Source organism: Psychromonas saccharinae, assembly GCF_051201515.1.
GTDB lineage: Bacteria > Pseudomonadota > Gammaproteobacteria > Enterobacterales > Psychromonadaceae > Psychromonas.
Genome location: NZ_CP195153.1, coordinates 1,635,444 through 1,662,230, shown reverse-complemented (window position 1 = coordinate 1,662,230; position 26,787 = coordinate 1,635,444). Strand labels below are relative to the sequence as shown.

Here is a 26,787-nt window from a genome sequence, read left to right as displayed (position 1 = left end):
ATTTTTGTTATGTTTATTTCCGGTTTAGTATCTCGCCTACATCATTAAACGGAGTATTTCATGCAAGAACTTTCTACAAAAGGTCGCTATACATTACTTTTTATTTCATGCTTAACTATCATGGTCGGCTGTGTCTTAGCTCCAGGGCTAACCTCTATATCAACACAAATGGGCGTGGCAGATAAAGCAACTTGGTTAATCACACTCCCTTCATTAGGCGCCGTTGTTTTTGCCCCTTTTGCAGGTCGCTTAATTGACCGTTTTGGGGCATATCAGTCTATGTTTATCGGACTATTCTTCTATGGGTTAGTAGGTGCGATAGGCGTCTTTTTTCATGGTGATAGCACGGTATTTATTAACCGTTTTGTACTTGGTTCAATCACGGCAGTCGTGATGGCAAGCGGCACGGTATTGATTTCCGAATGGTACCAAGGTAATGCACGTCTTAATATGATTGCAAAGCAGGGAATGTCCATTGAGCTCGGTGGTGTAATCTTTTTATTTATCGGCGGAGTATTAGCAGAAATGGGATGGCAATGGCCTTTCTTATTATACTTATTCGCTTGGGTCTTCTTACTGATGCTTTACCTTTATGTGCCCCCCTCTTCTCCGAATACTCTGGAAAAAACACATCAACCAACATCTGAAAAAAATGATATACCACAATCATTAATTACCGTGTATTTATCAGCGGGTGCCTCTATGATTGCCTTTTTCGCTGTTATAGTAACATTACCTTTGCAGCTCAGTACGCTTGGATTTAGTGAATCGGAAACGGGTCGTTTTCTTGCATTCATCTCTTTAGTAGCCGTGCTAACAGTTATTGGAATGCCAAAATTACTCGGTCGTATTGGTAATAATGCCACATTAATTATTGCTTTCATCAGCTACAGCATTGCACATATTGCCTTTTATTTTTCAACGGATATTTTTATCCTAATAATGGGGACCATTTTTGCTGGTATTGGTTTCGGTCTTTCTATCCCACTACTAAATCACATGACCGTAGAGCAAAGTTCTGTAGATAATCGAGGACGAAATTTATCATATATCACGATGGCTGTTTTTTCGGGTCAATTTTTAACTTCATTCTTAGAGTTTATTCCCGGTAATAGTCAAAATGTATTCGGTTTTGCGACACTCTTTTCTGCTACCTATACTTTCTATTTAATCATTAAACGGGATCGAATAAAGACTAGACTCTCTAAGGAACAGTTGCAGTAAGAATAATCATCATATACTTGTGTTTGTTAAAGAGTACTTTACAATGTGACGTTTAGATCCTTTTTACTTGATTGATCTAAACGACATTTCATTTAGCTAGGACATTACAATGAACCGAAAGAAAAAAATTAACAGCATTCTAAAAAAACGCATGAAACAAATAAATGCGAAAGCCAATCCTAGTAAAAAACCAAAATACATCAGTAAGGCTGAACGCGCAAAATTAGAAGCCTCTACAACCGAAACACACATAGACGAAAATGCAGATAATGCATAATTACGCTGTTTTTTATTTTTTTTAGTCAAAAACAGTTCACATTTAGCGTTTGGGTTGATACTCTAACCACACTTAATTGAAAGAGATTTAAATAACCGTGAAAAAAGTCATTCTGAAAGCACAACATCACCATCATATCACCTAATCTTTCAGGATATTATTTCTTGGAAGAGTTTTCACGTGCTTCCAGAGGTTAATAAAAAAAATCAAACCCCCGGAAGGCAACCTCCGAGGGTTTTTTAGTTTTTAAAGCAAGGAAAATAGCAATGCCAGAGCAAAATTTAAGAATCGCAATACAAAAAAAAGGTCGTTTAAGCGACGATACGGTTAAATTACTAAAAGCATGTGGTGTTAAAGTAAACCTAAACACTCAACGTTTAATTGCCCATAGTGAAAATATGCCAATTGATATTTTGCGTGTACGCGATGATGATATTCCTGGTTTAGTCATGGACGGTGTCGTTGACCTTGGTTTTATTGGTCAAAATGTCCTTGAAGAAGAAACAATGATGCGTGATGCCATCAATGAACCAACAGCACATAAAGTAGTGAAAGAGTTAGCCTTTGGCGAATGCCGTTTTTCACTTGCCGTTGACAATGACTTTGATTATCAAGGTGTACAATCGCTTGCCAACTTACGTATCGCAACAACCTATGTACATATTCTTAAACGCTTTATGAATGAAGCAAAAGTACCCTACACACCTTGTATGCTAACTGGCTCAGTCGAAGTTGCGCCTCGTGCCGGACTTGCAGATGCCATTTGTGACTTAGTATCGACCGGCGCAACTCTAGAAGCTAATGGTCTAAAAGAAGTAGACGTTATCTATCGTTCAACTGCCGTCTTAATGCAACGTGAAAAAGCATTAACACCTGAAAAACAAGAATTAGTTGACCGTATTTTAACGCGTATTGATGGCGTACAAACAGCCAAAGAATCTAAATACATTATGTTACATGCGCCAAAAGAAAACTTGGAAGCAATTAATAAACTATTACCAGGTTCAGAACAACCAACTGTGTTAGCACTAGCTGGTCGCGATGACCATGTTGCATTACATGTAGTAAGTAAAGAAAATCTTTTCTGGGAAACAATGGAACAACTAAAAGCATTGGGTGCAAGCTCAATCTTAGTACTACCAATTGAAAAAATGATGGAGTAGTTATGCCAACAACACAAACCGCAATGCGGAGTGTAAATTGGTCAGATTTATCGGGCGAAGAGCAGCAGCAATTACTTTCTCGCCCAGCAATGACTGACTCAACTGCACTTTCAAATACAGTATCAGAAATTATTACCTCAATTCGCACCCAAGGTGATAGTGCCTTAGTTGAATTGAGCAAGCGCTTTGACAAACTAGAAAGCGATAATTTTACTAAAACAAATGCAGATATCGAACAAGCAACCGCGCGTTTAGGGGATGATATTAAATCAGCCATCACAATCGCTTATCAACAGGTTGTAAAATTTCACCAAGCACAACAACAGGATGTAATCCGTGTTGAAACAATGCCAGGTGTGGTTTGTGAAATGCATACGCAACCTATCGAATCGGTTGGCCTCTACATCCCAGGCGGTAGCGCACCACTTCCTTCTACGGTTATTATGACCGGGGCACCTGCTCAAATAGCAGGATGTTCGCGTTTAGTGTTATGCTCTCCAGCCCCCATTGCCGATGAAATACTATTCGCAGCATCACTTTGTGGTGTAGATGAAATATATACAATTGGTGGCGCTCAAGCCATAGCGGCATTAGCCTACGGTACTGAAACCATTAACTCTGTCGATAAAATATTTGGTCCAGGTAACTCCTATGTCACTGAAGCAAAACGTCAAGTCAGCAATGATTTTGCAGGCGCAGCGATTGATATGCCAGCGGGTCCTTCTGAAGTCTTAGTCATTGCCGACCAAGATGCAGATCCCGCATTTATCGCATCGGATCTTCTATCTCAAGCAGAGCATGGCCATGACTCGCAAACTATTTTAGTAACCCCAAGTGCAGAAATAGCCGCTCAAACTGCCATTGAAATAGATAACCAACTCGCATTGCTATCGCGTCGTGACATTGCTAAACAAGCCATATCTCACAGTGTCAGTATTATTTGTTCTGACCTTGACCAAGCAGCGGAAATTTCAAATCGCTATGCACCCGAGCATTTAATTGTTCAAACCAAGGATCCTAGAACATTACAGCCAAAATTAAAAAATGCTGGTTCTATTTTCTTAGGCGCTTGGACACCCGAATCTGTTGGCGATTATGCAAGTGGCACCAATCATGTACTGCCAACCTATGGCTACACACGTACATACTCAAGCCTAGGTTTAGCTGATTTTGTAAAACGCTACACCGTTCAAGAACTCAGTTCAGAAGGGTTACGTAATCTCGCACCAGCTGTCACATGTCTAGCTGCGGCAGAAGGCCTAACAGCACATGAGCGTGCCGTCACTATCCGTATGGATAAATTAAATAAATAAAGAATCCGCGCACGACAATACATGGTGCGCGACTAAAAAATAGTTTATAGCAATCTATATAAGTCACCAATTCAACGCTTCATATATATTGCTACTCGTTAGGGAAGATATACAATGAGTGATATTCAAAAACTCGCCCGTAAGACTGTTCAGGCATTAACACCTTATCTTTCAGCTCGTCGAATTGGTGGTAAAGGCAATGTCTGGTTAAATGCGAATGAAGCCCCTGATTGCAATGAATACCAATTAGATTGTCACCAACTCAACCGTTACCCTGAATTTCAACCTCCCGAATTAATCAATGCCTACGCAGACTATGCTTCAGTTAATAATACACAAGTTTTATGTACACGTGGTGCCGATGAGAGTATTGAAATTTTAATACGTACTTTTTGTGAACCCGGCGATGACAGTATTTTAATCTGCCCTCCCACCTATGGTATGTATTCAATTAGTGCTGAAACTTGTGGAGTGGAAGTGAGAGAAGTGGCATTGCAAGCTAATTTTGATGTTGATTATCTCGCCGTTGAACAAGCCGTTAATGCACCAAATAGTAATATTAAAATCGTCTTTTTATGCGCCCCTAATAATCCAACGGGGAATATGCTTGATACACAAAAATTAATCGCATTACTAAAAGCAACACAGGGAAAAGCACTCATTGTCGCAGATGAAGCTTACATTGAATTCTGCCCAGAATTCAGTCAAGTCAACTTAATCGCACAACATGAAAATTTAGTTATAACCCGCACATTATCAAAAGCATTTGCATTAGCATCAATTCGTTGCGGTTTCACACTCGCACAAGCGTCTGTTATTGAAATGCTATCGAAGGTTATTGCGCCTTATCCCGTGCCCGCTCCAATTGCGCAAATAGCAACACAGGCACTATCAACAAGTGGTTTATCCATTATGTTGGAACGAGTAAAAATACTGAATAATAACCGCCGATTATTACAAAATGAACTAGCCAACATAGACTGCATCACGGAGATATTTCCAGCAACGGGAAATTATGTGCTAGCACGTTTTAAAGATTCTGCGCAGGTATTTTCAGCCTTTGCAAACGATGGTATTGTTATGCGTGACTTTGCTAACAAACCTCGCCTAGAAAACTGTATCCGAATCACTATCGGGACTGAAGCTGAAATGCAAGCTACATTAACAACATTAAAATCGCTATAGGGAAAATACAATGAGCAAACAGAAATTTCTATTTATCGATCGTGACGGTACATTAATAGATGAGCCAGTGTCCGATAAACAAGTTGATAGTTTAGAAAAGTTAATCTTTGAACCCTATGTCATTCCAAGTTTATTAACCCTGCAAGATGCTGGTTTTATTTTAGTAATAGTGTCTAACCAAGATGGCTTAGGCACTGACAGTTACCCACAGTCAGACTTTGATATTCCACAAAATAAAATGATGGAAATCTTTGCTTCTCAAGGTGTTAAATTTGAATCCACATTGCTTTGTCCTCATTTTCCAGAAGATAATTGTAGTTGTCGTAAACCACATTTAGGTATGGTCAAAGAGTACTTACAATCAGGTCGTATTGACTTTGCTAATTCCTACGTCATTGGTGACCGAGAAACCGATATCGGACTTGCTGATAATATGGGTATTACCGGTATTCTTTATAATCGCGACACCTTTGGTTGGAAAGCTGTTGTTAAGCAGTTAACCACACTGGGACGTATTGCTTCGGTAACCCGTACCACCAAAGAAACCGATATCAACGTACGTGTGGATCTTGACAGTACCGGCGAAAATAATATAGATACAGGTATGGGATTTTTTGACCATATGCTGGATCAAATTGCAACTCACGGTGGCTTCCAAATGGATGTCAATGTAAAAGGCGATTTACATATTGACGATCATCATAGCGTTGAAGATACCGCCCTTGCATTGGGTGAAGCCTTAAAGACGGCTTTAGGTGACAAACGCGGTATTGGTCGATTTGGTTTTGTTCTTCCAATGGATGAAACAAAAGCTGTCTGTACATTAGACCTTTCAGGTCGTCCATACCTTAAATTTAAAGCAAATTTCCCACGAGAATTAGTGGGGACGATGTCGACAGAAATGGTTGAACACTTTTTCTATTCATTATCACAAACCTTAGGTGCAACGTTGCACCTTGAAGTTGAAAATGGTAATGCGCATCATATGGTCGAAGGTTTATTTAAAGTCTTCGGTCGTACCCTTCGTCAAAGTATTCAAATTGTTGGAACTGAGCTGCCATCAAGTAAAGGTGTATTATGAACATAGTCATTATTGATACTGGCTGTGCAAATTTATCTTCGGTTAAATTTGCCATCGAACGTCTTGATTATGATGTTACCGTCAGCAAGGATCCGGCCATATTACTGCAAGCAGATAAACTGTTTTTACCCGGTGTAGGTACTGCAAAAGAAGCTATGGCTAATCTCATTGAACGGAACTTAGTTGAACAAATTAAACAACTAACTCAACCGGTTTTAGGAATTTGTCTTGGTATGCAAATGCTTGCACAGGCTTCAGAAGAAGGATTTGGCGATCAACCGATTATTGAAACACTCGGCATCGTTGAAGGCAACATTGAGAAAATGGATGTTGCTCCGCTGCGCGCTCCTCACATGGGATGGAATCAAGTCACGCCAAAACTAGATGACCCCTTATTTAAAAATATTCCGGTCGGCAGTTATTTTTATTTTGTGCATAGTTATGCACTACCAGTAAACGACCACACTATTGCGAGTTGTGAGTATGGCACACCGTTCACCGCAGCTGTTAATAAAGATAATTTCTACGGTGTGCAATTTCACCCAGAGCGTTCTGGTAAAGCCGGTGCCCAACTGATTAAAAACTTCCTGGAGCTTTAATATGATAATTCCTGCACTCGACCTTATCGATGGCAAAGTAGTTCGCTTATATCAAGGGGATTACGCACAGAAAACCGTTTACAGTGACAACCCACAAAGTCAATTTACTATTTACAATCAACAGGGAGCTGACTGGCTTCATTTGGTTGACCTTGATGGCGCTAAAGACATCACTAAACGCCAACTCAACGTTATTGCAAGTCTCATTGCTAATACGCCAGCTAAAATTCAAATTGGTGGAGGCGTTCGCACTGAACAAGATGTTAAAGACCTGCTCGACACCGGCGCACAACGTGTTGTTATCGGCTCCACAGCAGTAAAAGAGCCTGAAATGGTAGCGGGTTGGATGAAAAAATACGGTGCGGAACATATTGTTCTAGCACTTGATATCAATATCGATGCGGAAGGCAATAAAATTGTTGCCGTATCAGGATGGCAAGAAGCGAGTGGTCAAACGATTGAGTCTCTGCTCGATATCTACCTTACCGTTGGACTAAAGCATGTACTGTGTACCGATATTTCAAAAGACGGAACATTAACGGGTTCAAATGTCGACCTCTATAAAGAGATGGCAGCTGCTTATCCTCAAGTAGAATGGCAAGCTTCTGGCGGTATTGGTTCACTTGATGATATTGCTGCCGTGGCACGTTCTGGTGCGTCAGGGATGATTGTTGGCCGAGCTCTATTAGAAGGTAAATTCACCGTTGAGGAGGCAATCGCATGCTGGCAAAACGCATAATACCTTGTTTAGATGTTAAAGACGGCCAAGTCGTCAAAGGTGTACAATTTAGAAATCATGAAATTATTGGTGATATTGTTCCACTTGCAAAACGTTACGCAGAAGAAGGCGCTGATGAACTGGTTTTCTATGATATAACCGCAAGCTCCGATGCTCGGGTTGTCGATAAAAGCTGGGTAAGCCGTGTCGCTGAAGTCATCGATATTCCTTTTTGCGTCGCAGGTGGTATTAAAACCGAAGAAGATGCACGACGTATTTTACAATTTGGTGCCGATAAAGTATCAATTAATAGCCCCGCACTTGCAGACCCTTCTCTTATTAATCGCCTTAGTGAAAAATTTGGTGTGCAATGTATTGTTATCGGCATTGATAGCTACTTTGACCAAGCAACGGGTCAGTACCATGTAAAACAATTTACCGGTAGTGAACATGCAACGGTGACCACAACATGGAATACCTTCGATTGGATTAAAGAAGTCCAATCTCGTGGCGCAGGCGAAATTGTCCTAAATGTGATGAACCAAGATGGCGTTCGTGGTGGTTATGATATCGACCAACTAAGCCAAGCCCGTGCAATTTGTCATGTTCCATTAATTGCTTCTGGCGGTGCAGGTGAAATGATCCATTTTACAGATGTTTTTAAAAAAGCAGATGTTGATGGCGCGCTAGCCGCAAGTGTTTTCCATAAACAAATTATTAATATTGGTGAGTTAAAAGCTTATCTTAAAAATGAACAAGTAGAGATCAGATTATGAGTAATGTTTTAATGAATGAAGAACAACTTAATGCACTCGATTGGGCTAAAGTTGATAACCTAATGCCAGTAATTGTACAAAATCGTACCTCTGGTAAAGTTTTAATGCTAGGTTATGTAAACCAAGAATCCTTAACAGCAACATTAGAAAGTGGAAAAATGACTTTCTTCAGCCGTACTAAGCAACGTTTATGGTGCAAAGGTGAAGAATCTGGCAACTTTTTAAATGTACTTGAAATTAGTACAGACTGTGACAATGATACTCTACTTGCAATTGTTGAACCGATTGGTCCAACCTGCCATTTGGGGACAGAAAGTTGCTTCAAAAATGAAAAACAACCTGCTCTTACTTTTCTAGCCGATCTTGAAAAAATCATCGGTAGCCGTAAAGGTGCAGATCCAGAAAGTAGCTATACTGCAAGTTTATATGCACGCGGCACCAAACGTATCGCTCAAAAAGTGGGAGAAGAAGGTGTTGAGGTCGCACTAGCGGCAATGGCAAAGGATATGGATGAGTTAACTAACGAAAGTTCTGATTTGATCTATCATTTATTTGTATTATTACAAAATGAAGGTTTATCAATTGCAGATGTTGCTGCAACCCTTCAGGAACGCCATAGCAAATAAATGATTATGGCAATAAGTGCTTATCAATTTATGGTAAGCACAAGCGTTTCATTTTATTAACCCTTAAAAAATTAGACGATAATGAATGACAAAACTCTGAAAAATAATGATGTGGATGTGCTTTTAGTTGGTGCAGGTATTATGAGCGCAACTTTAGGGATGTTATTAAAACAATTAGATCCGCAACTAAAAATTGCAATGGTTGAACGTTTACCGATTACAGGTGCTGAAAGTAGCGATGGTTGGAATAATGCAGGAACAGGCCATTCCGGCTACTGTGAACTTAATTACACACAATTACAAAGCGATGGCACCGTTGATATCAGTAAAGCTTTATCAATTAATGCTGCCTTTGAAGAATCTCTCCAGTTTTGGTCTTATCTCGTTGATAATGATATTTTGCCCAGCCCAGAAGAATTTATCAATCAAGCACCTCATCATAGTTTTGTTACAGGAGAAAAAGATGTTGAATTTCTCCGATCTCGTTATCAAGCATTAAGTAGTCACCCTTTATTTTCGGTCATGGAGTTTAGCGATGATCCCGCTGTTATTAAGCAGTGGATGCCACTTATCATGGAAGGCCGAAACCCTAATCAAAAGGTTGCAGCAACACGTGTTCGCTATGGGGCTGATGTAAACTTTGGCGCATTAACAAATGATCTTATTGCACACCTCCGCGATACAGATAACTTCGAACTGCTTGTTCAACATTCAGTTGATAAAATAGAAAAATTATCAACTAAACGTTGGGGAATTACCACAAAAAATAGAACAGGTGGATCCAGCCGTCGATTTAATGCAGGATTTGTATTTCTTGGTGCGGGCGGCGGTGCTTTACCACTATTACAAAAATCAGGTATTCCAGAAAGCAAAGGGTACGCAGGTTTTCCAATCAGTGGCCAATGGTTAGTTTGTACGAACCCTAAAGTAGTTGCGCAGCATCATGCTAAAATTTATGGGAAAGCCTCTGTTGGTGCGCCGCCAATGTCTGTACCACATTTAGATTCGCGTGTTATTGACGGCAAAAGAACATTACTATTTGGCCCCTTTGCAGGATTCACAACTAAATTCCTCAAAAAAGGTTCATTTTTTGATCTCCCTCTGTCGATGACCTTGGCCAATATCTATCCAATGTTATCCGTTGGTCTACACAATATTGACCTTGTTAAATACCTCATCACTGAAGTATTAAAAACCCAAAAATCAAAGGTCGAATCTCTACAGGAATATTATCCTAATGCTAATCCTGTTGACTGGTTTTTATGTACGGCGGGTAAACGTGTGCAGATTATCAAACCCGGTATTGACCATCCAGGAAAATTAGAATTTGGAACAGAAGTGATTCATTCAGAAGATGAAACTTTAACGGCCCTATTAGGCGCTTCTCCAGGTGCATCAACGGCGGTCAATACGATGTTAAGTATCGTTGAATCAAGCTTCTCTGAGCAAATAAAAACTGATGAGTGGCAAGAAAAAATCAAAGCAATGATTCCATCCTATGGCCAATCTCTGATCAAAGATCCTGCATTATTAGCCAAAATACGAACCGATAATATCGACACACTTAAACTTGATATTTTACCTCAGTAAAATACAAATAAACCTAGGCAAAATTCCGCCTAGGTTTATCCTTTAATCTTACTCTTAGTAAAGTTCTTTAATTTATATCGACAAAAAATAACGGCAAGCAACAAACAAAAAATGCCATACCATGGAAACCATCCAATAGCCTGTTTAAACGCATTCGTTTCAATCTCATTCTCAGGTAACGATGTAGAAACTTTCATCACGATATCGCGTTGATAACTTAATAAACTAGCAAACAAAACACCAATCACCCCATAGGCTAAATTAAATGCCATCCCTTTAAAACTGAGTACTGTCGCACGATGATACGAAGCCGTTTCGCGATTGAGATAATGACTTGTAAAAAAAGAAACTAACATCATTGCCACAAACGCTAAACTCATTGGTAACAATCCCCAATAGGGGTAAAAACCAGTCAATCCAAATAATGCAATGATAGTGATACCGGATAACCATAAAATATTCGTTCTAAACGCGTTATTGATTACCATATACTCCGCTATTTTAGGTACAAACAATCCCAATAGCGCAAAGCCAGAGCCAATTACCCCAAAGCTAGCCTCGGGCAAATGAATCAATCTATAATATTGACTGGTCATCGTTGTTATCATTCGTAAGATATGATCGTAAGACATCCCAAAGATGATAATAGCCAACACAAAAGGGGTATCAAATATCCATTTAACCGTCTGCCAAGTCATGTTAAATGCAGAAGCTAAATTAGCTTGTTGTGTACTATGATTTATTGATTTTTTTTCTTCCATCTGAAAAGCACAATATAATGAAAGTACGGCTAAAATTAACGTCAAGTAAATAGGAAAACGCATGGTAGTTTGTTGAGTTAATGTCCATGTCCCGCCACTCCATGATATAACTCGATTTACAATACTTGGATCATATACTAACGCTCCCACCGTCATACTTATCATTGATGCAAGTGATTTTAAACGCATTTGTACACTTAATACGCTCGGCCAATCCTCTATATTTCCTTGATCTGTTAATGCATCATAAGCAATCGCTTCATCGGCACCGCTAGCCATTGCTTCTGCTAAACCACTTAAAATACGGTTAATTAAAAATGCCCAGAAAATAATGTTCGAATTTTCAATAGGAACAAATGCAATCACTGCTATTTCGATTACCATTAATAACGAGGTAGCAATAATTAAACGTCTTCTTCCAAATAGATCGGCTAGTACACCAGAGGGGACTTCGGCACAAAAAATAGTTATCGCCCAGACACTATTTAACAACGCGAATTGATCAATCGTTAAACCATAATCAAGAAATATAATTGTAAAAACTGGATAATAAAAACGCGCATTAAAGAAAATACGAAAGGCAATAAACAGACGTATATTTTTTATAGAAAATGGGTTGGAAATTGAATTCATGAAACGTCTTATTTAGGGCATAGAATTTCACTGCTTAATAAGTTAGGAGACAGTTTCTCCTAACTTATCGACTATTAAAAACCTATAAAGGATATTTTTTAAGTATCCAATCATAAAGTCTTTGTACATCAGCCGCTTTACATAACTCGGTGCCATGATTCATCGTTGCAGCCGTTCCTGCAGCAACACCTCGTCTTGCAGCTTCGCGAATGGACATGCCTTCTGCCAATGATAAAACAGTTGCACCAACAAGGCTATCACCCGCCCCTACTGTGCTATTTTTTTGTACCCTAGGTGGAACAACTTGTTCGCAAATATCTTTAGTCACTAACAATGCCCCCTGTGGACCTAATGAGACTAATACAATCTCAGCTTTACCTTCTTTAATAATTTGACGCGCTTTTTCTTCTAATTCAGCTGGTTCGATAAAATCGGAATTAGTTAAAACCGCTAATTCGTTCGCATTAGGTTTAATTAGGTATAAACCACCACGATTAACTGCATTTTCTAAAGAAGCACCAGAACCATCATAAATAACTTTGATTTTTTGCGCCTGACAAAATGCAATGACATCGGCAACAATATCACCGGGCATATTATCTGCAACACTACCACTTATCACACAATATTCTGCATCTTTATTTACTTCAAAAATATCTAACAGCGCTGACTGCTCTTCAATCGTCAACTCAGCACCCGGCATAATAAAACGATATTGAGCATTATCACTGCTAGTAACAACATTTAAATTCTGACGAGTCCATTGCGCACAACTTGATGGTGAAGCCGATACACCTTCCTGTTCAAGTAATTGCGTTAAATGCTGACCTGTAGAGCCACCTGCGGGATAAATTGCAACGGATTTGCCGCCTAACTTATGAATCGCTCTCGATACATTAATACCGCCACCACCAGGTTCAAAAATAGGTGATGAGCAGCGCAACTTTCCATCTGCAACAATACGTTCCGTGGTCGAAGCACAATCCAACGCAGGATTTAACGTTAATGTAATAATTTTAGCCATCTAACAGTTCCTTCTAAGGGGTAGGAAAATGAAACTTATCATAATTTTTTAATTAATTTTCATTATATTCAATAAGTTAAATTTATAAAGATGAATAAACTAATATCTTAATCTAAATCATTATATTCTGGTCTAATTGAACCGGACACTTTAATTCTGGATAATACTATCCACTATCGAGGTGATCATGAATACAAAACGTCAATACAGAACTTATACCAGTGAATTTAGAACCGAAGCATTATCGTTAATCAGTGAGCAGGGTTATACCGTTCAAGAAGCTGCATCCGCTTTAGGTATCACAACTAGCCTACTTTATAGTTGGAAACAAAAAGCAGAAGAGCATATAAATTCAACAGTAGATTCTGATGAACGAGCAGAGCTATTAGCCCTGCGTAAAGAAGTTAAACAGCTGCGTATGGAGAAAGAAATATTAAAAAAGGCCAGTGCCTTCTTCGCAAAAGAAATGAAATAAAGTTTCGATATATTCGGGCATGCCGTTCTAAATACCCCATAAAGTTGCTTTGTAATACGCTGAAAGTCAGTCGTAGTGCATTTTATGATTGGCTTGAACGGCCAGCTAAAATAATTAGTGAAGAAGAGCTGAACCTATACCGTACTGCACGGAAGCTGTTTAAACGCAGTCGTGGTAGCTTAGGGTCTCGTCAGCTGTGCAAAAAGTTAAGAGCTGAAGGCTTTAATGTGGGCCGGTATCGAACACGTAGCATTATGCGGAAGTTAAAGCTTATTGTGAAGCAGCGGCAGGCTTATAAAGTGACAACAAAGCGTAAGCATAGCGATAGTGTTGCGGATAATGTTTTAAATCAGCAGTTTAACCCAACCCAGGCAAACTTGGTTTGGGCTGGTGATGTAACATATTGTGTGCCCGGAGTTCAGCACTAGCATGGAATGCTTTAATGAACCACGAGTCTATCTGAAATACATGAGCAATCTAGCAGGAGCTAAAGTGTTTATGGCACTATCTGGTTGTGCAGGTAGTTGAGTCTGAGCGGCAGTGACTTATCGTATGCTGATAAGGTGATGTAACTCGCTGACAATGGGGAGTGAGGCGAATTCGTTACGCCAAGATGCTCTTCTAGACTAAGTATTGAAAGGATGAAGAACATGAACCGATTAACCCGCATCTATGGGCTGAAATGTCGCCACTACCTACACGAATTTACAGGTAGTATGATGTTGTAATAACACTATATGTAGCGGTGTTATTACCTATTTGAGAAGTAATATGTATGTGCTTATCAATGGATGAACGTTTATATCACAATTCTACGTTTAAGCATCATCACCTTACAGGATGATAAGGTTAAAGACTGCGATCGGCATCCACCCCAATACGTTTGAGTTCAGATAGGTAAACCGGGGAAGGTTTGTTTGAATGGTAAGGGAGCACGACCCCGATGACAAACAAGCTGGCGGAGCGTTCGTAGTAGTCTGAGGTGGGGAAAGCCCATTACATGGCGAAGGGACGCAGTTTAATTGATTTGCGCAAGCAAATTACCTGACCTTAATGAGGTGAAGACCTTTGATAATCAGCGAACTGCAACGTAAATTAGCAACATGGACCGCAACCGATAAAACGCGTCGCGTTAATCGATTGTTTCGCCTGATCAGTCATCCTGAATGGCTTTACCAAGCGGCTGAAGTAACACTTTCCGCAAAAGGCGCTAAAACGCCTGGCGTTGATGGAATAACTAAAATTCACTTACAGGGCAAGTTGACTGGTTATTTAGATGAAATCAGAAATGATTTACTCTCGGGTAATTATCAACCAATGCCAGCTAGGCGGATTTATATTCCTAAAGCGAATGGAAAGCGACGACCTTTAGGTATACCAACTTTAAGAGACAGAATAGTACAACGTGCCATGCTCATGGCAATGGAGCCGATATGGGAAAATGATTTTCATTCATTATCCTATGGTTTTAGACCTGAGCGCAGTGTTCATCATGCTATTCGTACAGTTAAGTTACAGCTAACTGATACCAATGTGCCACGGGGACGCTGGGTAATTGAAGGAGATTTATCAAGTTACTTTGATACGGTTCACCATCAACTACTCATGACATGCATACGTAAACGCATCAATTGTCGACGATTTAATGAATTGCTTTGGCGGTTTATCAAGGCGGGACATATTGAACGTAACCTATTCTGTGCAACAAATGAAGGTGTTCCACAAGGGGGCGTAATTTCTCCATTGCTGTCAAATATCATGCTTAATGAATTCGACCAGTACTTGGAAAAATGTTACTTGAGTAATAAAGTACGTAAAGATCGCTGGTACTGGAATCGTACCATCCAAGATAAACGCAACATCGCGCTAGAGGAAAAGAGACAATGGAAACCTGCGGTTGCTTATTGTCGTTATGCCGATGATTTTCTTGTGATTGTCAAAGGTAATAAACAGCAAGCAGAAGTGATACGCGATCAATGTCGAAACTTCCTTGAAGGTAAGCTCAAACTTACACTCAATATGGAAAAAACCCATATTACGCATGTGGATGATGGTTTTATCTTCCTTGGGCATAGGATCATAAGGAAACGTGGTCCTAAAGGTAATATGTGTGTGGTATTCCACATGCTAAGGCTAAAGCATTTTCTCATTCATTGAGCCAAGCTTTATCTAGTGATCACAGTTGTAGCAAGATAGACAAGGTTGAACAACTCAGTCGGAAACTTAAGGGCTGGGCACAATTTTATCGACATACTGATTACACCGCAAAAGTTTACAGTAAAATTGATCGTATTGTTTTCTGGAAACTTGCTAAATGGTTGGCTAGGAAATATCGCTGTTCTATTAAATCGTTAATGATGAAATGGATCAAACGCCCGACACCGAATCAGGCTAAGACTTGGGTATTATTTGGTAAAAGCAATCGAGGTGATTTATGTGGTGCATCACTCTTTAGGTTAGTGAGCAGCCCTAAATTACAATTTCGATGGCGATTACCTAAATCAAACCCCTACCTTAGAGATGAAATTAGAAATACTGTTACGTCTCGCTATAGTGATGTTGCAATGGCTGTTAGCCACAATTAAGCGGAGAGCCGTATGCGCTGAAAGGTGCACGTACGGTTCGGGGAGGAGAAGCAGAGAAATAGTTCGACTACGCTCTGCCTCTTACTCTACTAAGAACTAACCAAGGCTGGATGTACTTAGCTATTGTCATGGATTTATATTCTCGACGTATTGTTGGCTGGGCTATCTCACCGCGAATGACGGTTGATTTGGTTGAGCGTGCGTTACAAATGGCTATTAATATTAGACAACCGAGTTCAGGGTTGCTGTTTCATAGTGATCGAGGCTCTCAATATACGAGTGGTAGGTTTAGTCGGTTACTTAGTAAACATGGTATTACAGCCTCAATGAGCAGCGTTGGTGCTTGTTTAGATAATGCAGTTGTAGAACGATTTTTTGGTAGTTTAAAGAATGAGTGGATATTGAATATTGTGCATTTAACACGAGAATCAATGAAGGCTGATGTAGAAGAATATATCCGCTATTACAACCATGAGCGACTCCATACAACACTCGGAGATTTAACTCCGATTAATTATGAAAATTTACAAAGTCAGGTGTCCAGTTGTGCTTGACCAGAATATTAAATACAAAATTTTTATAGATTGTACACTTAAATATAACACGGCAGCAGATAGCTTATAAAATAACGAACAAACGGGTGTTTCCCCTCTTTTATATATTGTGATCTTTTAACATGTTAAATTTTAAAAACAATACCAACTTCGTTAGTTAAATATTCTATTTAATCGTAGGCAAATGGATAAAAGAAACGCGTTGGATTGAATAATAGCTAGTGATTAGGATTGAAAAAAACGAAGCTAGGAATAATTGTAATAATGGCTAATTTCAAGACATGTAAAAATAACATATATTCAAAAAAGTCTATTTAAGAAAGGTATTTGTTAATGCGTCATTGCAAGGGAATCGAACTCTCAGTAAAAAATTAAACGAATAGATCAGATGTATATGACTGACATTATGCGTTTAATAATTCATTTAATTCAAAATCAATCAAGTTAATACCAAAGCTATGATTAGGCAATGACATTTTAATATGATAAGTATTACCATGTTCATCTAATGCATTTTTGTGCAGATCAACAATGCGTTGCGTTTGTGGTTCTTTATTCTCATCAAGAATCAATACTACGCGTGGCCTTGATTTCCAGTCAGGATTCACCGAGAGTACAATACCGACTTCACCATTACTCATTTCAACGATACTAGCTGGCGGATAAATACCTAACCATTGAATGAAGCTTTTCACTAACTCTTCATCATAATGGTTACCAGCCCCTTCATAGAGTATCTTTTGTGCTTGTAATGTCGTACGTCCACGTTGGTAACACCGATCATTAGTAATCGCATCATAGGTATCTGTAATTGCAACTAAACGTGCATAATAAGGTATCTCAGGTGCGAGTAAACCTTGAGGATAACCAGAGCCATCCATCCGTTCATGATGACTATAGGCGACATTAACAACTTCGTAATCAATATTCGGCTGTTTCACCAGGTAGTCTCGCCCATATCCAGGGTGAAGTTTCATTATTTCAAACTCTTCGTCTGTAAAGCGCCCTTCCTTTGTCAGTACACTCAAAGGAATGTCTACTTTTCCAATATCATGCAATAACCCACACAGACCGATGGTTTGTAATTCTTGAGCTGAATGACCAAGATAACGTGCAAATGCAATCGATAAAATAGTGACATTAAGTGAATGCTCAGAAGTATAAGGATCACGTTTTTTTATTAAGGTAAACCAAAGTAAAGAATCTTTATTATTAAAAATACTATCGACACAATCGTTAACTACTTCTTTGGATTGACGAACATCGATTTCGTTACCTAATTTTAATTTTTCTAATGTTTGATGAATATTTCTACGCGTTTTCTCATAGACAAATTTTACATTATCAAGCTCTTCAACAATGCTATATTTATCTAGAGGAATTTGATAACGATGATATTTAATTGAAGATTGCTCATAAGAACGCTTAAAAGGGATTTTTGAACTCGTTTCATCGGGAACATATTCATCTAAACTATAATCAAATAACCCTGACTTCTTTTTATCAATATAGACATATTGACAGATTTCAGTGAGTTGTTGAATTTCTTCTTCCGATGTAATTTCAAATCCTTGAACAAGAAAAGGCGTGCCTAACCATGGCCGATCTAAATCAGAAACAAACATTCCTATTTTAAGTTGTTTAACAGGTACGTAGTACCGATTTCGATCAAACATGCAATTCCTTTAATTATTACTATAATTTTTCACTTTATATCAAATACCAACAAATAATTGAAGATGAAAACTATACAACCGTCGCTTATATATAAAGTTTGTAAAACAAAGGATTAACTTTATTTAATATTCACTCTATTTCAGAGCTCAAATAAATTCTATGTGAATATTATATAATCATATTGGAAATTTTTCATTACCTTTATAAAGTGATTATAACTATCGTTCAGTTAATGAGAACTTAGCAAAATTATTTGGAAAATAAAAGATAATATGTTTTATGCATTTTTTTGAATTAACCTTTAACAGTATTGTAAATACGAATTTAATCGTATTTACAATACTCATTAAACAAGCTAAAGATCTTCAGGAGGAGAAATATAGCCTTGATAAGCATCAGCACGAAGCCCCTTGACGACTTCTAGGTGCGCTGCATCTTCAACACCAGTAATAATAGCTTTGATATTAAACCCACGCGCAATACTTATCAAAGCTCTTGAAACTTGTAGCTTTTGTTGATTCTCTTCTTGGTCATCACTATCAAGTGTAGAGAGTGAAATATCTAATTTAATAAAATCCGGTTTGATATGTTGAAGATAATCAAGCGACCCCATTTGTCTACCACAATTATCAATACCGAACATTGCCCCTGCATTTTTTATAATATTAGATAGTTTAATTGTATCTTCAATATTATTTTTAACGCCTGCTTCATGTATTTCAAAATGTAATTTTTCAGGGTTATGTAATGATTTTAAATAACGAGATAACCATATATGAAACTCTGGATCAGTGATACTTTCACGAGTTAAATTAACTGCTACAGGACCATCAGATAACATAATTCGTTCTTGATTAACTATATTTTCAAGTAAACATTTATCTAACTGTGCCCCTAAAATCAAACGCTCTATATAAGGCATAAATTCAGCTGCACGTACGGTTTTATCGGCAATATTTAAAAGACAATATAATTCTCTGTGAATGACATTATCACTATTCGCATTTTTTACTGGCTGCCATTTGAATAAAAATTGATTATTCGTAATTGCATCGGTTAATCGAGTGTGCCACTGTTCACGACTAAACTCTTGTTTAGTTTCAATATAGAACCAACTACTTAACTTATCTTCATTCAGCGCATTTTGTAGTGCATGATCAGCCTGAGATAAGAAGTCAGGTCTTGATATTCCCTCAGTTCTTTCTGTTACACCAATAGCGAACCCTTGATTTGGTTCACAGCCAGCTTTTAACATTTCTTGATTAACTAACCGAATAAGTGTTTGAATATACTCGTGTATTTTTTCTTTTTCCGCACTGCTAACTAAAAAAGCAAATTCAACATTAGAAATACGGGCAATAATATTATCGTCATTCTTTGGTAATGATTTTTCAAGTTCATTAGAAAGAATACGAATGGTTTGATCACGTAATTGGTAACCGAATTTACTGTGAATTTCCTCTAACCAATCAAATTTAGCCAAAATCAAACCACCGAAACCGGGTTGAGATAACCAACCATTTAATTGGCCTGTTAGGCATAATCGGTTAGGAAGTTGAGAAACGTGATCAAGTAATTTATCATGCTTCAAACTGTTAACTTCATCATCTAATGTTTTAAATACTTGCTTAAGTTGTCCTGACATCGAGTTTACTGCACCAACCATATCTTTTAGCTCAGTTGTTTTAGGCAATGGCATATCTTCACTGAACTTACGTTGAGCAATCTCTTGTGCATGGATACTCACTTCATGAAGTGGTTTTAAAATCTTTTTAAGACGAATTCGCATCAACAAAATAGATAATAGAAACAATGCAGATAATACCATCGCGGTATCATTCATTATTCGCCATAATTCTCGATAACCAATTGCAGGATTAGACTCAATTTTTAATGTTGCCAATTGCAACCAACCTGAAGTAATAACAGTTTCTTGAGTTTTCGCCTGAAAAAGATCTAAATCAATGAACCATTGTGGCACATCATCAATCACAACGGGATTTTCCCAAACTTGTTCTCTTTTATCAGATAACCAAGTTAACTGTACTTTTTGGTAGAAACCACCTTCAAAAATAACATTAACTAATGTATCAACGACAGCTTCATCACCTGTTTCTAAGTGAGGCTTAAGCATTAAGCTAAGTGAAGTACTGGTATTATTCAGATCAGACTCCATCTGATTAACCATAAATGCTTTCGTTTCAGTAAATTGAAAATAAACTAAACTGCACATCACTAATAAAAACAAGCCAAATAAAAATGAGTTTATCTGGTTAAAAAGGGTCATTTATAATTACTCCATGCGTAATTTAGGTTGTCTCATTTTAGAGAGTCCCATACGTTGATTTAAATTACTCCAGCGTTTAATACGCTGCGATTCACCTGCTAAAGTACCTCTTCCTTTTTCTTTATTAAGCCATAACTGCTTACCATTAAAGCTGTATATAGGCAATAAATCTGTTCGTTGTGAGGCTGGCTTAATTCTGCCATCAAGATTATCAAGGATCAGTGGCTCAGAGCTTGGTGTCTCATAATAAGCAACAACCATATGATATTGATTGAGTCGAAGTGCTTTTACCATCGTAATACGCATCTTTTCATCTGGGACACCAATTTCAAGGAGAGAAAAATATTTAGCAATTGCAAAATCCTCACAATCACCACCATTAGCACCAATAAATTCAACAGGTGTAGACCAATAATTTTTCTCACCCCATAATTTGATATCGTCTATAAAATGTAAGAGATTAAAAAAATCATTAATACTTTTTAGCTTTTCTTTTTCAGGTAAATTGTAGGAGCGATCTAAGGCATTAAACCAAGCGCTTCCTCTTTTAGCAGCCCGCTCACCATAATTCTTAGCCAGCGCGCTAATAATCTTTTTTTCATTTAATTGTGGTGGAGAATCGCCATAAAGCAAGCCTGTCAGTGAGAATAATAACATCACGCTGTAAACACAGATTCTTACATTATGGCCAATGTTTGAGACCATTATGTCTGATTACTCAGCAGGTTGATCAACACTATATATCGTCCATTTCAAATCTTTAATTTCTTTATCTGCAGATATTTCTGCAACAACTCGACGATTACGCGCATTTGAAAAATCATCCGTTCCATCGACCAATGGTCTATCGAAACCATAACCAATCGCACTTAATCGTGAACTTTCAATCGAAAATTCATTAACTAATACGTTTTTAACTGCCTCAGCACGATTCTGTGATAATCGATGATTATATTCACTTGAGCCAGTCATGCTGGTATGACCTTCGATCGTCACAGAAACAGTAGGATGAACCAGCATGAAGTCAGCTAACTCTTTTATAACCCTTTTAAATTCAGGTTTTATAGTATATGAACTATTATCAAAATTAATCACTAATTCATGTCTTATTTTCGTAATTCGCTCTGGACTACAACCAGTATTATCAACTTGCACGCCATAACCGCTATCGGCACAAAGTTCCCTTGCTAGGATAACACCATCACTATCTGAATCAGTTAAATCATACTTTTGCTCAGTTGGTTCCTTTGCCATATCAATAACTTGTACAGAACAACCTGAAATAATGACAAATGACATAATACTTAATAAATGTTTCATTGAGAAACTCCTCCTGTATATTGCGCTTCACCTTTCCATGCATCGGGACGAGTAACCCGTAAAGCATCAATTAATATTCCCATCGCATGAAAGATACGATATTGCGCTGAAATTTCATCAAACTCAGCCGCTAAGAAATCTCTACGTGCTTGGTATAATTCGTTTTCAGTATCAAGTAAATCAAGCAATGTTCTTTGACCTATTTGGAATTGCTCTTGGTAATCTGATTGAGTATTTTTTGCAGAAACCACATGTGTTTTTATGAATTTTTTCTGCATGTTAAGTAACTCATATGCATTCCAAGACAATTGATATTCCTCTTCAACTTGACGAAATGCGCTGCGATTTAATTCCTTTGCTTCATTCATTTTATAGGCTGTTTCTTTAGTATAAGCATGATCTTTACCGCCAGAAAATAAATTATAAGAAAAACGAACCATCGCGACCACTTCGTTATATTCACCATTAGTTCCGTCGAGATTATTATCCATGTTTGCATCTATTTCGAGAGAAACTTGGGGATAATCGGTCGATTTAGCAGCCTCATATTGATAATCAGCAGAATTAATATCGTTCGCAGCAGCTCGAATAACGGGATGATTTTCAAAGGCTAATTTAAGTCCCTCTTCTTTAGTACTCGGTAATAAAGAAGAATCAGGGTATGGAATCACTAAATTATCAGGTGATTGAGAAATGACACGATAAAAAGCAACTTGGCTATCCAAAAAGTTATTCTTTGCTGCAATCAAATTAGACTCAGCGTTTGCCAAACGCCCTTCTATTTGAGATAAATCGGCTTTGCTACCAAAACCTGAATCAGTTCTTACTTTTATTTGATCATAGATAACTTGATGAGACGCAAGATTTTTTTCAGATAATCCAACTAGTTGTTCAGCTTTAATGTAGTCTACATACACTTGACTTACTTTTAATGCCAAATCTTCAGCTGAAGCATATAAACGCCATTGTTCAGCACTTGCAGCAGAACTCGTACGTCCTACTTCGCTTTGAGTATGAAAGCCACTAAATAAATTTTGTTTGAGACTAACACCTAACTCTCGACGAACAAGATTTTCACTTCCATCATCGCTACGCGTACTTGGACTATCGGTGTATTCGTAACCGATTCCGCCAGTGACATCTAGCGTAGGTAAGTAACCTGATTTAGCTTGATCAACTTGTTTCTCACTTACTTTAAAGTAAGTATAAGCAGCCCGTATGTCAGGGTGTGTATCTAAAGTATAAGCAACAGCTTGCTCCAATGACTGAGCATTAATAGTCGTTGAAACTAACATCCCTGTACATAAGAGCCCCGTACATATATTTAATTTAAAAGCCTTCATTCACACTCCATTATTTTTAGTTTTCATTTTTAATGTTCTCGAAGAGCCAATTCTTTCGCTCTTAAAATTGGGTTTAAAATATATTCCAAAACAGTTCTTTTACTGATAATAACATCAACAGAAGTCAACATTCCCGGAATTATTGGCATATCCTCTTTCTCATTGCTTTGCATTTTAGATTCATTTGTTCTAACTCTTATAATATAAAAACTATTACCTTCTTCATCTTGCGTGGTATCAGCACTAATATGTTCTACGACACCTTTTAAACCACCATAACGCGTAAAGTCATAGGCTGTAATTTTAACCATCGCGGGTAAACCTAAATGAATAAAGCCTATATCTTTTGGTAAAATTTTTGCTTCTACAAGTAATTTATCTTCTGTCGGTACGATTTCCATTAAAACCTCACCTGGTTTAACAACACCACCTAGGGTCGTTACATGAATCGTTTTAATCGTCCCTACAACAGGAGATTTTATAAGTGCTTTTGTCACTTTATCTTGCACACCGACTTGTGCTTCTGTGATACGAGAAAACTTGGATTGTAATTCATTCAATTGCGCTCTAGCATCCGTTCGGTATTTTAGTACTGCTTCTCTACGCTTTAAAACAGCCTCATCATAAGCTGATTTTGATTTAGGTTTTAATAAACTCAAAGAACTTAGCTCGCCTTTAGTATCATTGAGTGTTCTTTCTAATTTCAGCAACTCAACTTCAGGTACAATTCTTTTCTTTGCAAGCGGACGAGTCACGGCCAATTCACGATTTATCAATTTAATACTTGATTTTAGCGTTGATATCTTTGAGTCTAATTCTTTAATTTCTTGCTCACGTTGTTTAATTTGCTGCGCCAGAATAGCAACCTGATTAATTAAATTATTAAGTCGCCCACTATATTCATCCTGTTGATATTTAACCAAATCGGAGGAGCTTTCATTTAAGTCATCGGGAAAATTTAAATTTTGTTTCGTGATTTTTATTTGCAATTGCCAATCGGTAACATCCGCAACCAAAATGCTACTTAATTCAGTCCTTAAACGAATAATATCCGCTCTTAATGAATCAACCTCTTTAGTTTGTTGTGCGGCATCGGAACGAAATCTTGTGTCGTCAATACGCGCTAAGGTTTGCCCTTTTTTAACTGACATTCCTTCCTGTACAAACAATTCTTGTAAAACACCACCATCTAAGCTTTGAATCATTTGTACTTGGGAAGAGGGAACAACTTTTCCTTCTCCACGTGTAACACGATCTAATTTTGCATAATAAGCCCATATAAAAAAGCAAACAAATAATGCAGCCATTGCCCAAATAGTTAATCGGTGAATACTTGGTACTGGTGTTAAAATGGCACCATAAACATCGTCTGCCATTTCTAAATCTTCTTTAGTTACTTTCATTGCCTAGCTCCTGCAGACAACTGTCCCTTCTTAAGTTGCTCAAGTATTTTATCTTTATCACCATCGGCAACTAATCGGCCGTTCTCTAATACGATTATGCGATCAACTAATTTTAATAAATGCATTTTGTGTGTAATTAATATTAACGTTCGTTCTTTACTCGTTTTTGCCATTGAAGACATAAATTGCTGCTCTGCCCGTGCATCAAGACTCGCCGTAGGCTCATCCAACAATAATATTTTAGGATCATTCAAAATTGATCGGGCTAATGCAACAGCTTGACGCTGACCTCTAGAAAGAGATTGACCTCCTTCTCCCACTTGTAAATCTAACCCTTCCGACTCCATATCGGTAAATAAGCTCACACCAGAAAGTTGAACTGCACGCATCAATTGAAACTCAGTGACTTGTCGAGTACCAAATAAAATATTGTCTTTAATTGAACCATGGAATAACACAATATCTTGTGCTAAATAACCGAAATTGCGGCGAAGATCACTTGGATGAATTTGTCCTTGGTGCAGTCCATCATAACGAACGCTTCCTGTTGTTGGCGTAAATAAGCCTAACAATAATTTTGCTAATGTACTTTTACCAGAACCATTTCGTCCAATTATTGCTATTTTCTCACCAGGCATAATTTTTATTGAAGAAGGATAAAGCGCTGGTTTTTCTATATTTGGATAACTAAATCCCAAATTATCGGCAACAATATGCCCTTGTAATTGCGGCTTACTGACTAATTGACCTTTATTCTCAAATTCATCATCTTGCTCCATAATGCCATCAAGTTGACGTAATGAGCTTAATGTCTGATTATAACGTGTCATTAATGCAGCGACTCTAGCCATCGGTGCAATAGCGCGACTAGCCAACATAACAGCAGCAATAATACCACCTAAGGAAATAACACCATCAGCTACACGGTAAACTCCTAAAACGATAACAGCAACGGTGGTCATTTGAATAATAAAACTAGCAACATTACTCACTGAATTTGTGATTGTTTTAGTTTTTAATTGCCAATTAGCGGTATGCCCAAGCATTTGCTGCCAAGAATTTTGAACAATACCTTCAGCACCATTTGCTTTTATCGACTCGACAGCAGAAAGACTTTCAATTAGATGACCATGACGCAACCCTGAAAATTTATTACTCTCTTCAATTGCTTGGCGTAATTTAGGCTGAACAACCAAGGTATAACCTAAAATGAGTACAGTTGCTAAGACAGGAAATAGGGCTAAATCACCAGCAACTAAATAAATAATAAAGAAAAACAACAATGAAAAAGGTAGGTCCACAAGTGCAGTAATGGTTGCTGAAGATAAAAACTCCCTAACACTATCAAACTCACCTAACTGACGAGCCATCCCACCAACACTTGCCGCACGTTTCTCTAATGGTAATCCAATTACTTTCGCAAATAACTTGGAAGATGTTTGAATATCGACTTTTTTACCTGCAATATCAATTAAATAACCACGCAACTGTTTCATAATAAAATCAAATATATAAGCAATCGCTGCACCAATCGCCAATACCCAAAGAGTTTCAAAGGCTAAATTAGGGACCACTTTGTCATAAACATTCATAACTAACAAAGGAGAAACTAAAGCAAAAATATTAACTAAAACAGAAGCAATAATGACATCTCGGTAAATAGGAACAGATTCTTTTATGGTATACCATAACCAATGTTTCTCATTATCATGTAAATGAACATCAAAATTCGGATCACCATGATATTGCTTTTTAATTAAAAATAAATAACCAACATAGTTTGATTCAAGCTGCTCTATTGTTAGCTTTTCTTCTCCACCGGTTTCAGGTAACGAAATTATTGCGACGTTACTTTTAAAGTCTAGCTCTTGTAAAATACAGGCTTTTTGATCCTTAAGCATTAAAACACAAGGTAGTAACATCTTAGGTAATTGATCGAGATTTTTACGGCTAAGCTTTGCACTTAATCCCGCTCTACTTGCGGCTTGTGGTAATAAATCCGGCGTCAATATAACGTTATTAAAGGGCAACCCTGCGGTTAGTGCTTCAGCCGAACAAGGGTTACCATAATGTTCACTTAATAAAACTAAGCAATCGAGAAGCGGATCACTACTAATTTTTTGTGTTCCGTTAATTTGCCATTGTTCTGATTGTGATAATGAAGCCATGTAAG

22 protein-coding genes, 2 pseudogenes and 1 other annotated feature are annotated in these 26,787 nt (G+C 37.8%); of the genes and pseudogenes, 15 read left to right on the top strand and 9 right to left on the bottom strand.

What is annotated here, in order from left to right; genetic code table 11:
- Positions 1-60: 60 nt before the first annotated feature.
- The 11 genes from ACR30L_RS07340 to mqo all read left to right on the top strand — a co-directional run bounded on the left by ACR30L_RS07340 (position 61) and on the right by mqo (position 10,552).
- Positions 61-1,224: an MFS transporter gene (locus ACR30L_RS07340; RefSeq protein ID WP_435237374.1), complete on the top strand. Its 1,164-nt coding sequence runs from the start codon at positions 61-63 to the stop codon at positions 1,222-1,224.
- Between the two features lie 109 nt (positions 1,225-1,333).
- Positions 1,334-1,501, top strand: a complete 168-nt coding sequence (locus ACR30L_RS07335; RefSeq protein ID WP_435237373.1) for a DUF2986 domain-containing protein — start codon at positions 1,334-1,336, stop codon at positions 1,499-1,501.
- 120 nt (positions 1,502-1,621) lie between these two features.
- Positions 1,622-1,745 (top strand) — a sequence feature (His leader region).
- Between the two features lie 22 nt (positions 1,746-1,767).
- Positions 1,768-2,664, top strand: coding sequence for an ATP phosphoribosyltransferase (gene hisG / locus ACR30L_RS07330; protein ID WP_435237372.1), 897 nt, complete (start codon positions 1,768-1,770; stop codon positions 2,662-2,664).
- Positions 2,665-2,687: 23 nt separating this feature from the next.
- A complete protein-coding gene (hisD, locus tag ACR30L_RS07325) occupies positions 2,688-3,977 on the top strand; it encodes a histidinol dehydrogenase (protein WP_435237887.1) in 1,290 nt (429 codons plus the stop codon).
- A gap of 114 nt (positions 3,978-4,091) precedes the next feature.
- A complete protein-coding gene (gene hisC, locus ACR30L_RS07320; RefSeq protein WP_435237371.1) occupies positions 4,092-5,162 on the top strand; it encodes a histidinol-phosphate transaminase in 1,071 nt (356 codons plus the stop codon).
- Between the two features lie 10 nt (positions 5,163-5,172).
- Positions 5,173-6,243: a bifunctional histidinol-phosphatase/imidazoleglycerol-phosphate dehydratase HisB gene (gene hisB, locus ACR30L_RS07315; RefSeq protein ID WP_435237370.1), complete on the top strand. Its 1,071-nt coding sequence runs from the start codon at positions 5,173-5,175 to the stop codon at positions 6,241-6,243.
- Positions 6,240-6,842 carry an imidazole glycerol phosphate synthase subunit HisH gene (gene hisH / locus ACR30L_RS07310; protein WP_435237369.1) on the top strand — a complete coding sequence of 201 codons (603 nt, stop codon included), beginning with the start codon at positions 6,240-6,242 and terminating at the stop codon, positions 6,840-6,842. The genes hisB and hisH overlap by 4 nt, the downstream gene beginning before the upstream one ends.
- A gap of 1 nt (position 6,843) precedes the next feature.
- The gene (gene hisA, locus ACR30L_RS07305) at positions 6,844-7,581 is read left to right on the top strand and encodes a 1-(5-phosphoribosyl)-5-[(5-phosphoribosylamino)methylideneamino]imidazole-4-carboxamide isomerase (protein WP_435237368.1); all 738 of its coding nucleotides are present in this window, start codon (positions 6,844-6,846) and stop codon (positions 7,579-7,581) included.
- Positions 7,563-8,336, top strand: coding sequence for an imidazole glycerol phosphate synthase subunit HisF (gene hisF, locus ACR30L_RS07300; protein ID WP_435237367.1), 774 nt, complete (start codon positions 7,563-7,565; stop codon positions 8,334-8,336). Before hisA ends, hisF begins: the two co-directional genes overlap by 19 nt.
- Positions 8,333-8,962, top strand: coding sequence for a bifunctional phosphoribosyl-AMP cyclohydrolase/phosphoribosyl-ATP diphosphatase HisIE (gene hisIE, locus ACR30L_RS07295; protein ID WP_435237366.1), 630 nt, complete (start codon positions 8,333-8,335; stop codon positions 8,960-8,962). Before hisF ends, hisIE begins: the two co-directional genes overlap by 4 nt.
- Before the next feature lie 81 nt (positions 8,963-9,043).
- The gene (mqo, locus tag ACR30L_RS07290) at positions 9,044-10,552 is read left to right on the top strand and encodes a malate dehydrogenase (quinone) (protein ID WP_435237365.1); all 1,509 of its coding nucleotides are present in this window, start codon (positions 9,044-9,046) and stop codon (positions 10,550-10,552) included.
- Between the two features lie 35 nt (positions 10,553-10,587).
- Here the strand turns inward: mqo and ACR30L_RS07285 are convergent, their stop codons facing one another.
- A complete protein-coding gene (locus tag ACR30L_RS07285) occupies positions 10,588-11,946 on the bottom strand; it encodes an MFS transporter (protein WP_435237364.1) in 1,359 nt (452 codons plus the stop codon).
- A gap of 82 nt (positions 11,947-12,028) precedes the next feature.
- Positions 12,029-12,970 carry a 6-phosphofructokinase II gene (pfkB, locus tag ACR30L_RS07280; RefSeq protein WP_435237363.1) on the bottom strand — a complete coding sequence of 314 codons (942 nt, stop codon included), beginning with the start codon at positions 12,968-12,970 and terminating at the stop codon, positions 12,029-12,031.
- A gap of 168 nt (positions 12,971-13,138) precedes the next feature.
- On the opposite strand from pfkB, the pseudogene ACR30L_RS07275 reads away from it, so the two are divergent.
- The 4 genes and pseudogenes from ACR30L_RS07275 to ACR30L_RS07260 form a co-directional block, all read left to right on the top strand.
- Positions 13,139-13,849: pseudogene (locus ACR30L_RS07275) on the top strand (IS3 family transposase); the annotation flags it as partial.
- A gap of 664 nt (positions 13,850-14,513) precedes the next feature.
- Positions 14,514-15,602: a group II intron reverse transcriptase/maturase gene (gene ltrA, locus ACR30L_RS07270; protein WP_435237362.1), complete on the top strand. Its 1,089-nt coding sequence runs from the start codon at positions 14,514-14,516 to the stop codon at positions 15,600-15,602.
- A complete protein-coding gene (locus ACR30L_RS07265; protein WP_435237361.1) occupies positions 15,554-16,030 on the top strand; it encodes a group II intron maturase-specific domain-containing protein in 477 nt (158 codons plus the stop codon). The genes ltrA and ACR30L_RS07265 overlap by 49 nt, the downstream gene beginning before the upstream one ends.
- Positions 16,031-16,098: 68 nt before the next feature.
- Positions 16,099-16,584 (top strand): annotated as a pseudogene (locus ACR30L_RS07260) (IS3 family transposase); the annotation flags it as partial.
- A 404-nt stretch (positions 16,585-16,988) separates the two neighbouring features.
- Here the strand turns inward: ACR30L_RS07260 and ACR30L_RS07255 are convergent.
- The 7 genes from ACR30L_RS07255 to ACR30L_RS07225 form a co-directional block, all read right to left on the bottom strand.
- Positions 16,989-18,260 carry an HD-GYP domain-containing protein gene (locus ACR30L_RS07255; RefSeq protein WP_435237360.1) on the bottom strand — a complete coding sequence of 424 codons (1,272 nt, stop codon included), beginning with the start codon at positions 18,258-18,260 and terminating at the stop codon, positions 16,989-16,991.
- A gap of 356 nt (positions 18,261-18,616) precedes the next feature.
- Entirely contained in the window at positions 18,617-20,548 is a 1,932-nt protein-coding gene (locus tag ACR30L_RS07250) for a bifunctional diguanylate cyclase/phosphodiesterase (protein ID WP_435237359.1), read from the bottom strand.
- A gap of 6 nt (positions 20,549-20,554) precedes the next feature.
- Positions 20,555-21,205, bottom strand: coding sequence for a transglutaminase-like cysteine peptidase (locus ACR30L_RS07245; protein WP_435237886.1), 651 nt, complete (start codon positions 21,203-21,205; stop codon positions 20,555-20,557).
- Between the two features lie 57 nt (positions 21,206-21,262).
- Positions 21,263-21,868, bottom strand: coding sequence for an OmpA family protein (locus ACR30L_RS07240; protein WP_435237358.1), 606 nt, complete (start codon positions 21,866-21,868; stop codon positions 21,263-21,265).
- Positions 21,865-23,211 (bottom strand): TolC family outer membrane protein, encoded by a 1,347-nt coding sequence (locus tag ACR30L_RS07235; protein ID WP_435237357.1) that lies wholly within the window; start codon positions 23,209-23,211, stop codon positions 21,865-21,867. Before ACR30L_RS07235 ends, ACR30L_RS07240 begins: the two co-directional genes overlap by 4 nt.
- A 29-nt stretch (positions 23,212-23,240) precedes the next feature.
- Complete coding sequence (locus ACR30L_RS07230) at positions 23,241-24,614, bottom strand: HlyD family type I secretion periplasmic adaptor subunit (protein ID WP_435237356.1); 1,374 nt, start codon at positions 24,612-24,614, stop codon at positions 23,241-23,243.
- On the bottom strand, positions 24,611-26,782 hold the full coding sequence (locus tag ACR30L_RS07225) for a type I secretion system permease/ATPase (RefSeq protein WP_435237355.1): 2,172 nt from the start codon (positions 26,780-26,782) through the stop codon (positions 24,611-24,613). The genes ACR30L_RS07230 and ACR30L_RS07225 overlap by 4 nt, the downstream gene beginning before the upstream one ends.
- Positions 26,783-26,787 lie beyond the last annotated feature (5 nt).

Bases quoted from the DNA above. Each gene is read 5' to 3' on its own strand.
- ACR30L_RS07340 (WP_435237374.1), top strand. From the start codon at position 61: ATGCAAGAACTTTCTACAAAAGGTCGCTATACATTACTTTTTATTTCA.
- hisC (WP_435237371.1), top strand. From the start codon at position 4,092: ATGAGTGATATTCAAAAACTCGCCCGTAAGACTGTTCAGGCATTAACA.
- mqo (WP_435237365.1), top strand. From the start codon at position 9,044: ATGAATGACAAAACTCTGAAAAATAATGATGTGGATGTGCTTTTAGTT.
- ACR30L_RS07250 (WP_435237359.1), bottom strand. From the start codon at position 20,548: ATGACCCTTTTTAACCAGATAAACTCATTTTTATTTGGCTTGTTTTTA.
- ACR30L_RS07235 (WP_435237357.1), bottom strand. From the start codon at position 23,211: ATGAAGGCTTTTAAATTAAATATATGTACGGGGCTCTTATGTACAGGG.
- ACR30L_RS07285 (WP_435237364.1), bottom strand. From the start codon at position 11,946: ATGAATTCAATTTCCAACCCATTTTCTATAAAAAATATACGTCTGTTT.
- hisG (WP_435237372.1), top strand. From the start codon at position 1,768: ATGCCAGAGCAAAATTTAAGAATCGCAATACAAAAAAAAGGTCGTTTA.
- ACR30L_RS07240 (WP_435237358.1), bottom strand. From the start codon at position 21,868: ATGAAACATTTATTAAGTATTATGTCATTTGTCATTATTTCAGGTTGT.
- pfkB (WP_435237363.1), bottom strand. From the start codon at position 12,970: ATGGCTAAAATTATTACATTAACGTTAAATCCTGCGTTGGATTGTGCT.
- ACR30L_RS07335 (WP_435237373.1), top strand. From the start codon at position 1,334: ATGAACCGAAAGAAAAAAATTAACAGCATTCTAAAAAAACGCATGAAA.
- ACR30L_RS07230 (WP_435237356.1), bottom strand. From the start codon at position 24,614: ATGAAAGTAACTAAAGAAGATTTAGAAATGGCAGACGATGTTTATGGT.
- hisF (WP_435237367.1), top strand. From the start codon at position 7,563: ATGCTGGCAAAACGCATAATACCTTGTTTAGATGTTAAAGACGGCCAA.
- hisH (WP_435237369.1), top strand. From the start codon at position 6,240: ATGAACATAGTCATTATTGATACTGGCTGTGCAAATTTATCTTCGGTT.
- ACR30L_RS07225 (WP_435237355.1), bottom strand. From the start codon at position 26,782: ATGGCTTCATTATCACAATCAGAACAATGGCAAATTAACGGAACACAA.
- hisA (WP_435237368.1), top strand. From the start codon at position 6,844: ATGATAATTCCTGCACTCGACCTTATCGATGGCAAAGTAGTTCGCTTA.
- ACR30L_RS07255 (WP_435237360.1), bottom strand. From the start codon at position 18,260: ATGTTTGATCGAAATCGGTACTACGTACCTGTTAAACAACTTAAAATA.
- hisB (WP_435237370.1), top strand. From the start codon at position 5,173: ATGAGCAAACAGAAATTTCTATTTATCGATCGTGACGGTACATTAATA.
- hisIE (WP_435237366.1), top strand. From the start codon at position 8,333: ATGAGTAATGTTTTAATGAATGAAGAACAACTTAATGCACTCGATTGG.
- ACR30L_RS07245 (WP_435237886.1), bottom strand. From the start codon at position 21,205: ATGTTATTATTCTCACTGACAGGCTTGCTTTATGGCGATTCTCCACCA.
- hisD (WP_435237887.1), top strand. From the start codon at position 2,688: ATGCGGAGTGTAAATTGGTCAGATTTATCGGGCGAAGAGCAGCAGCAA.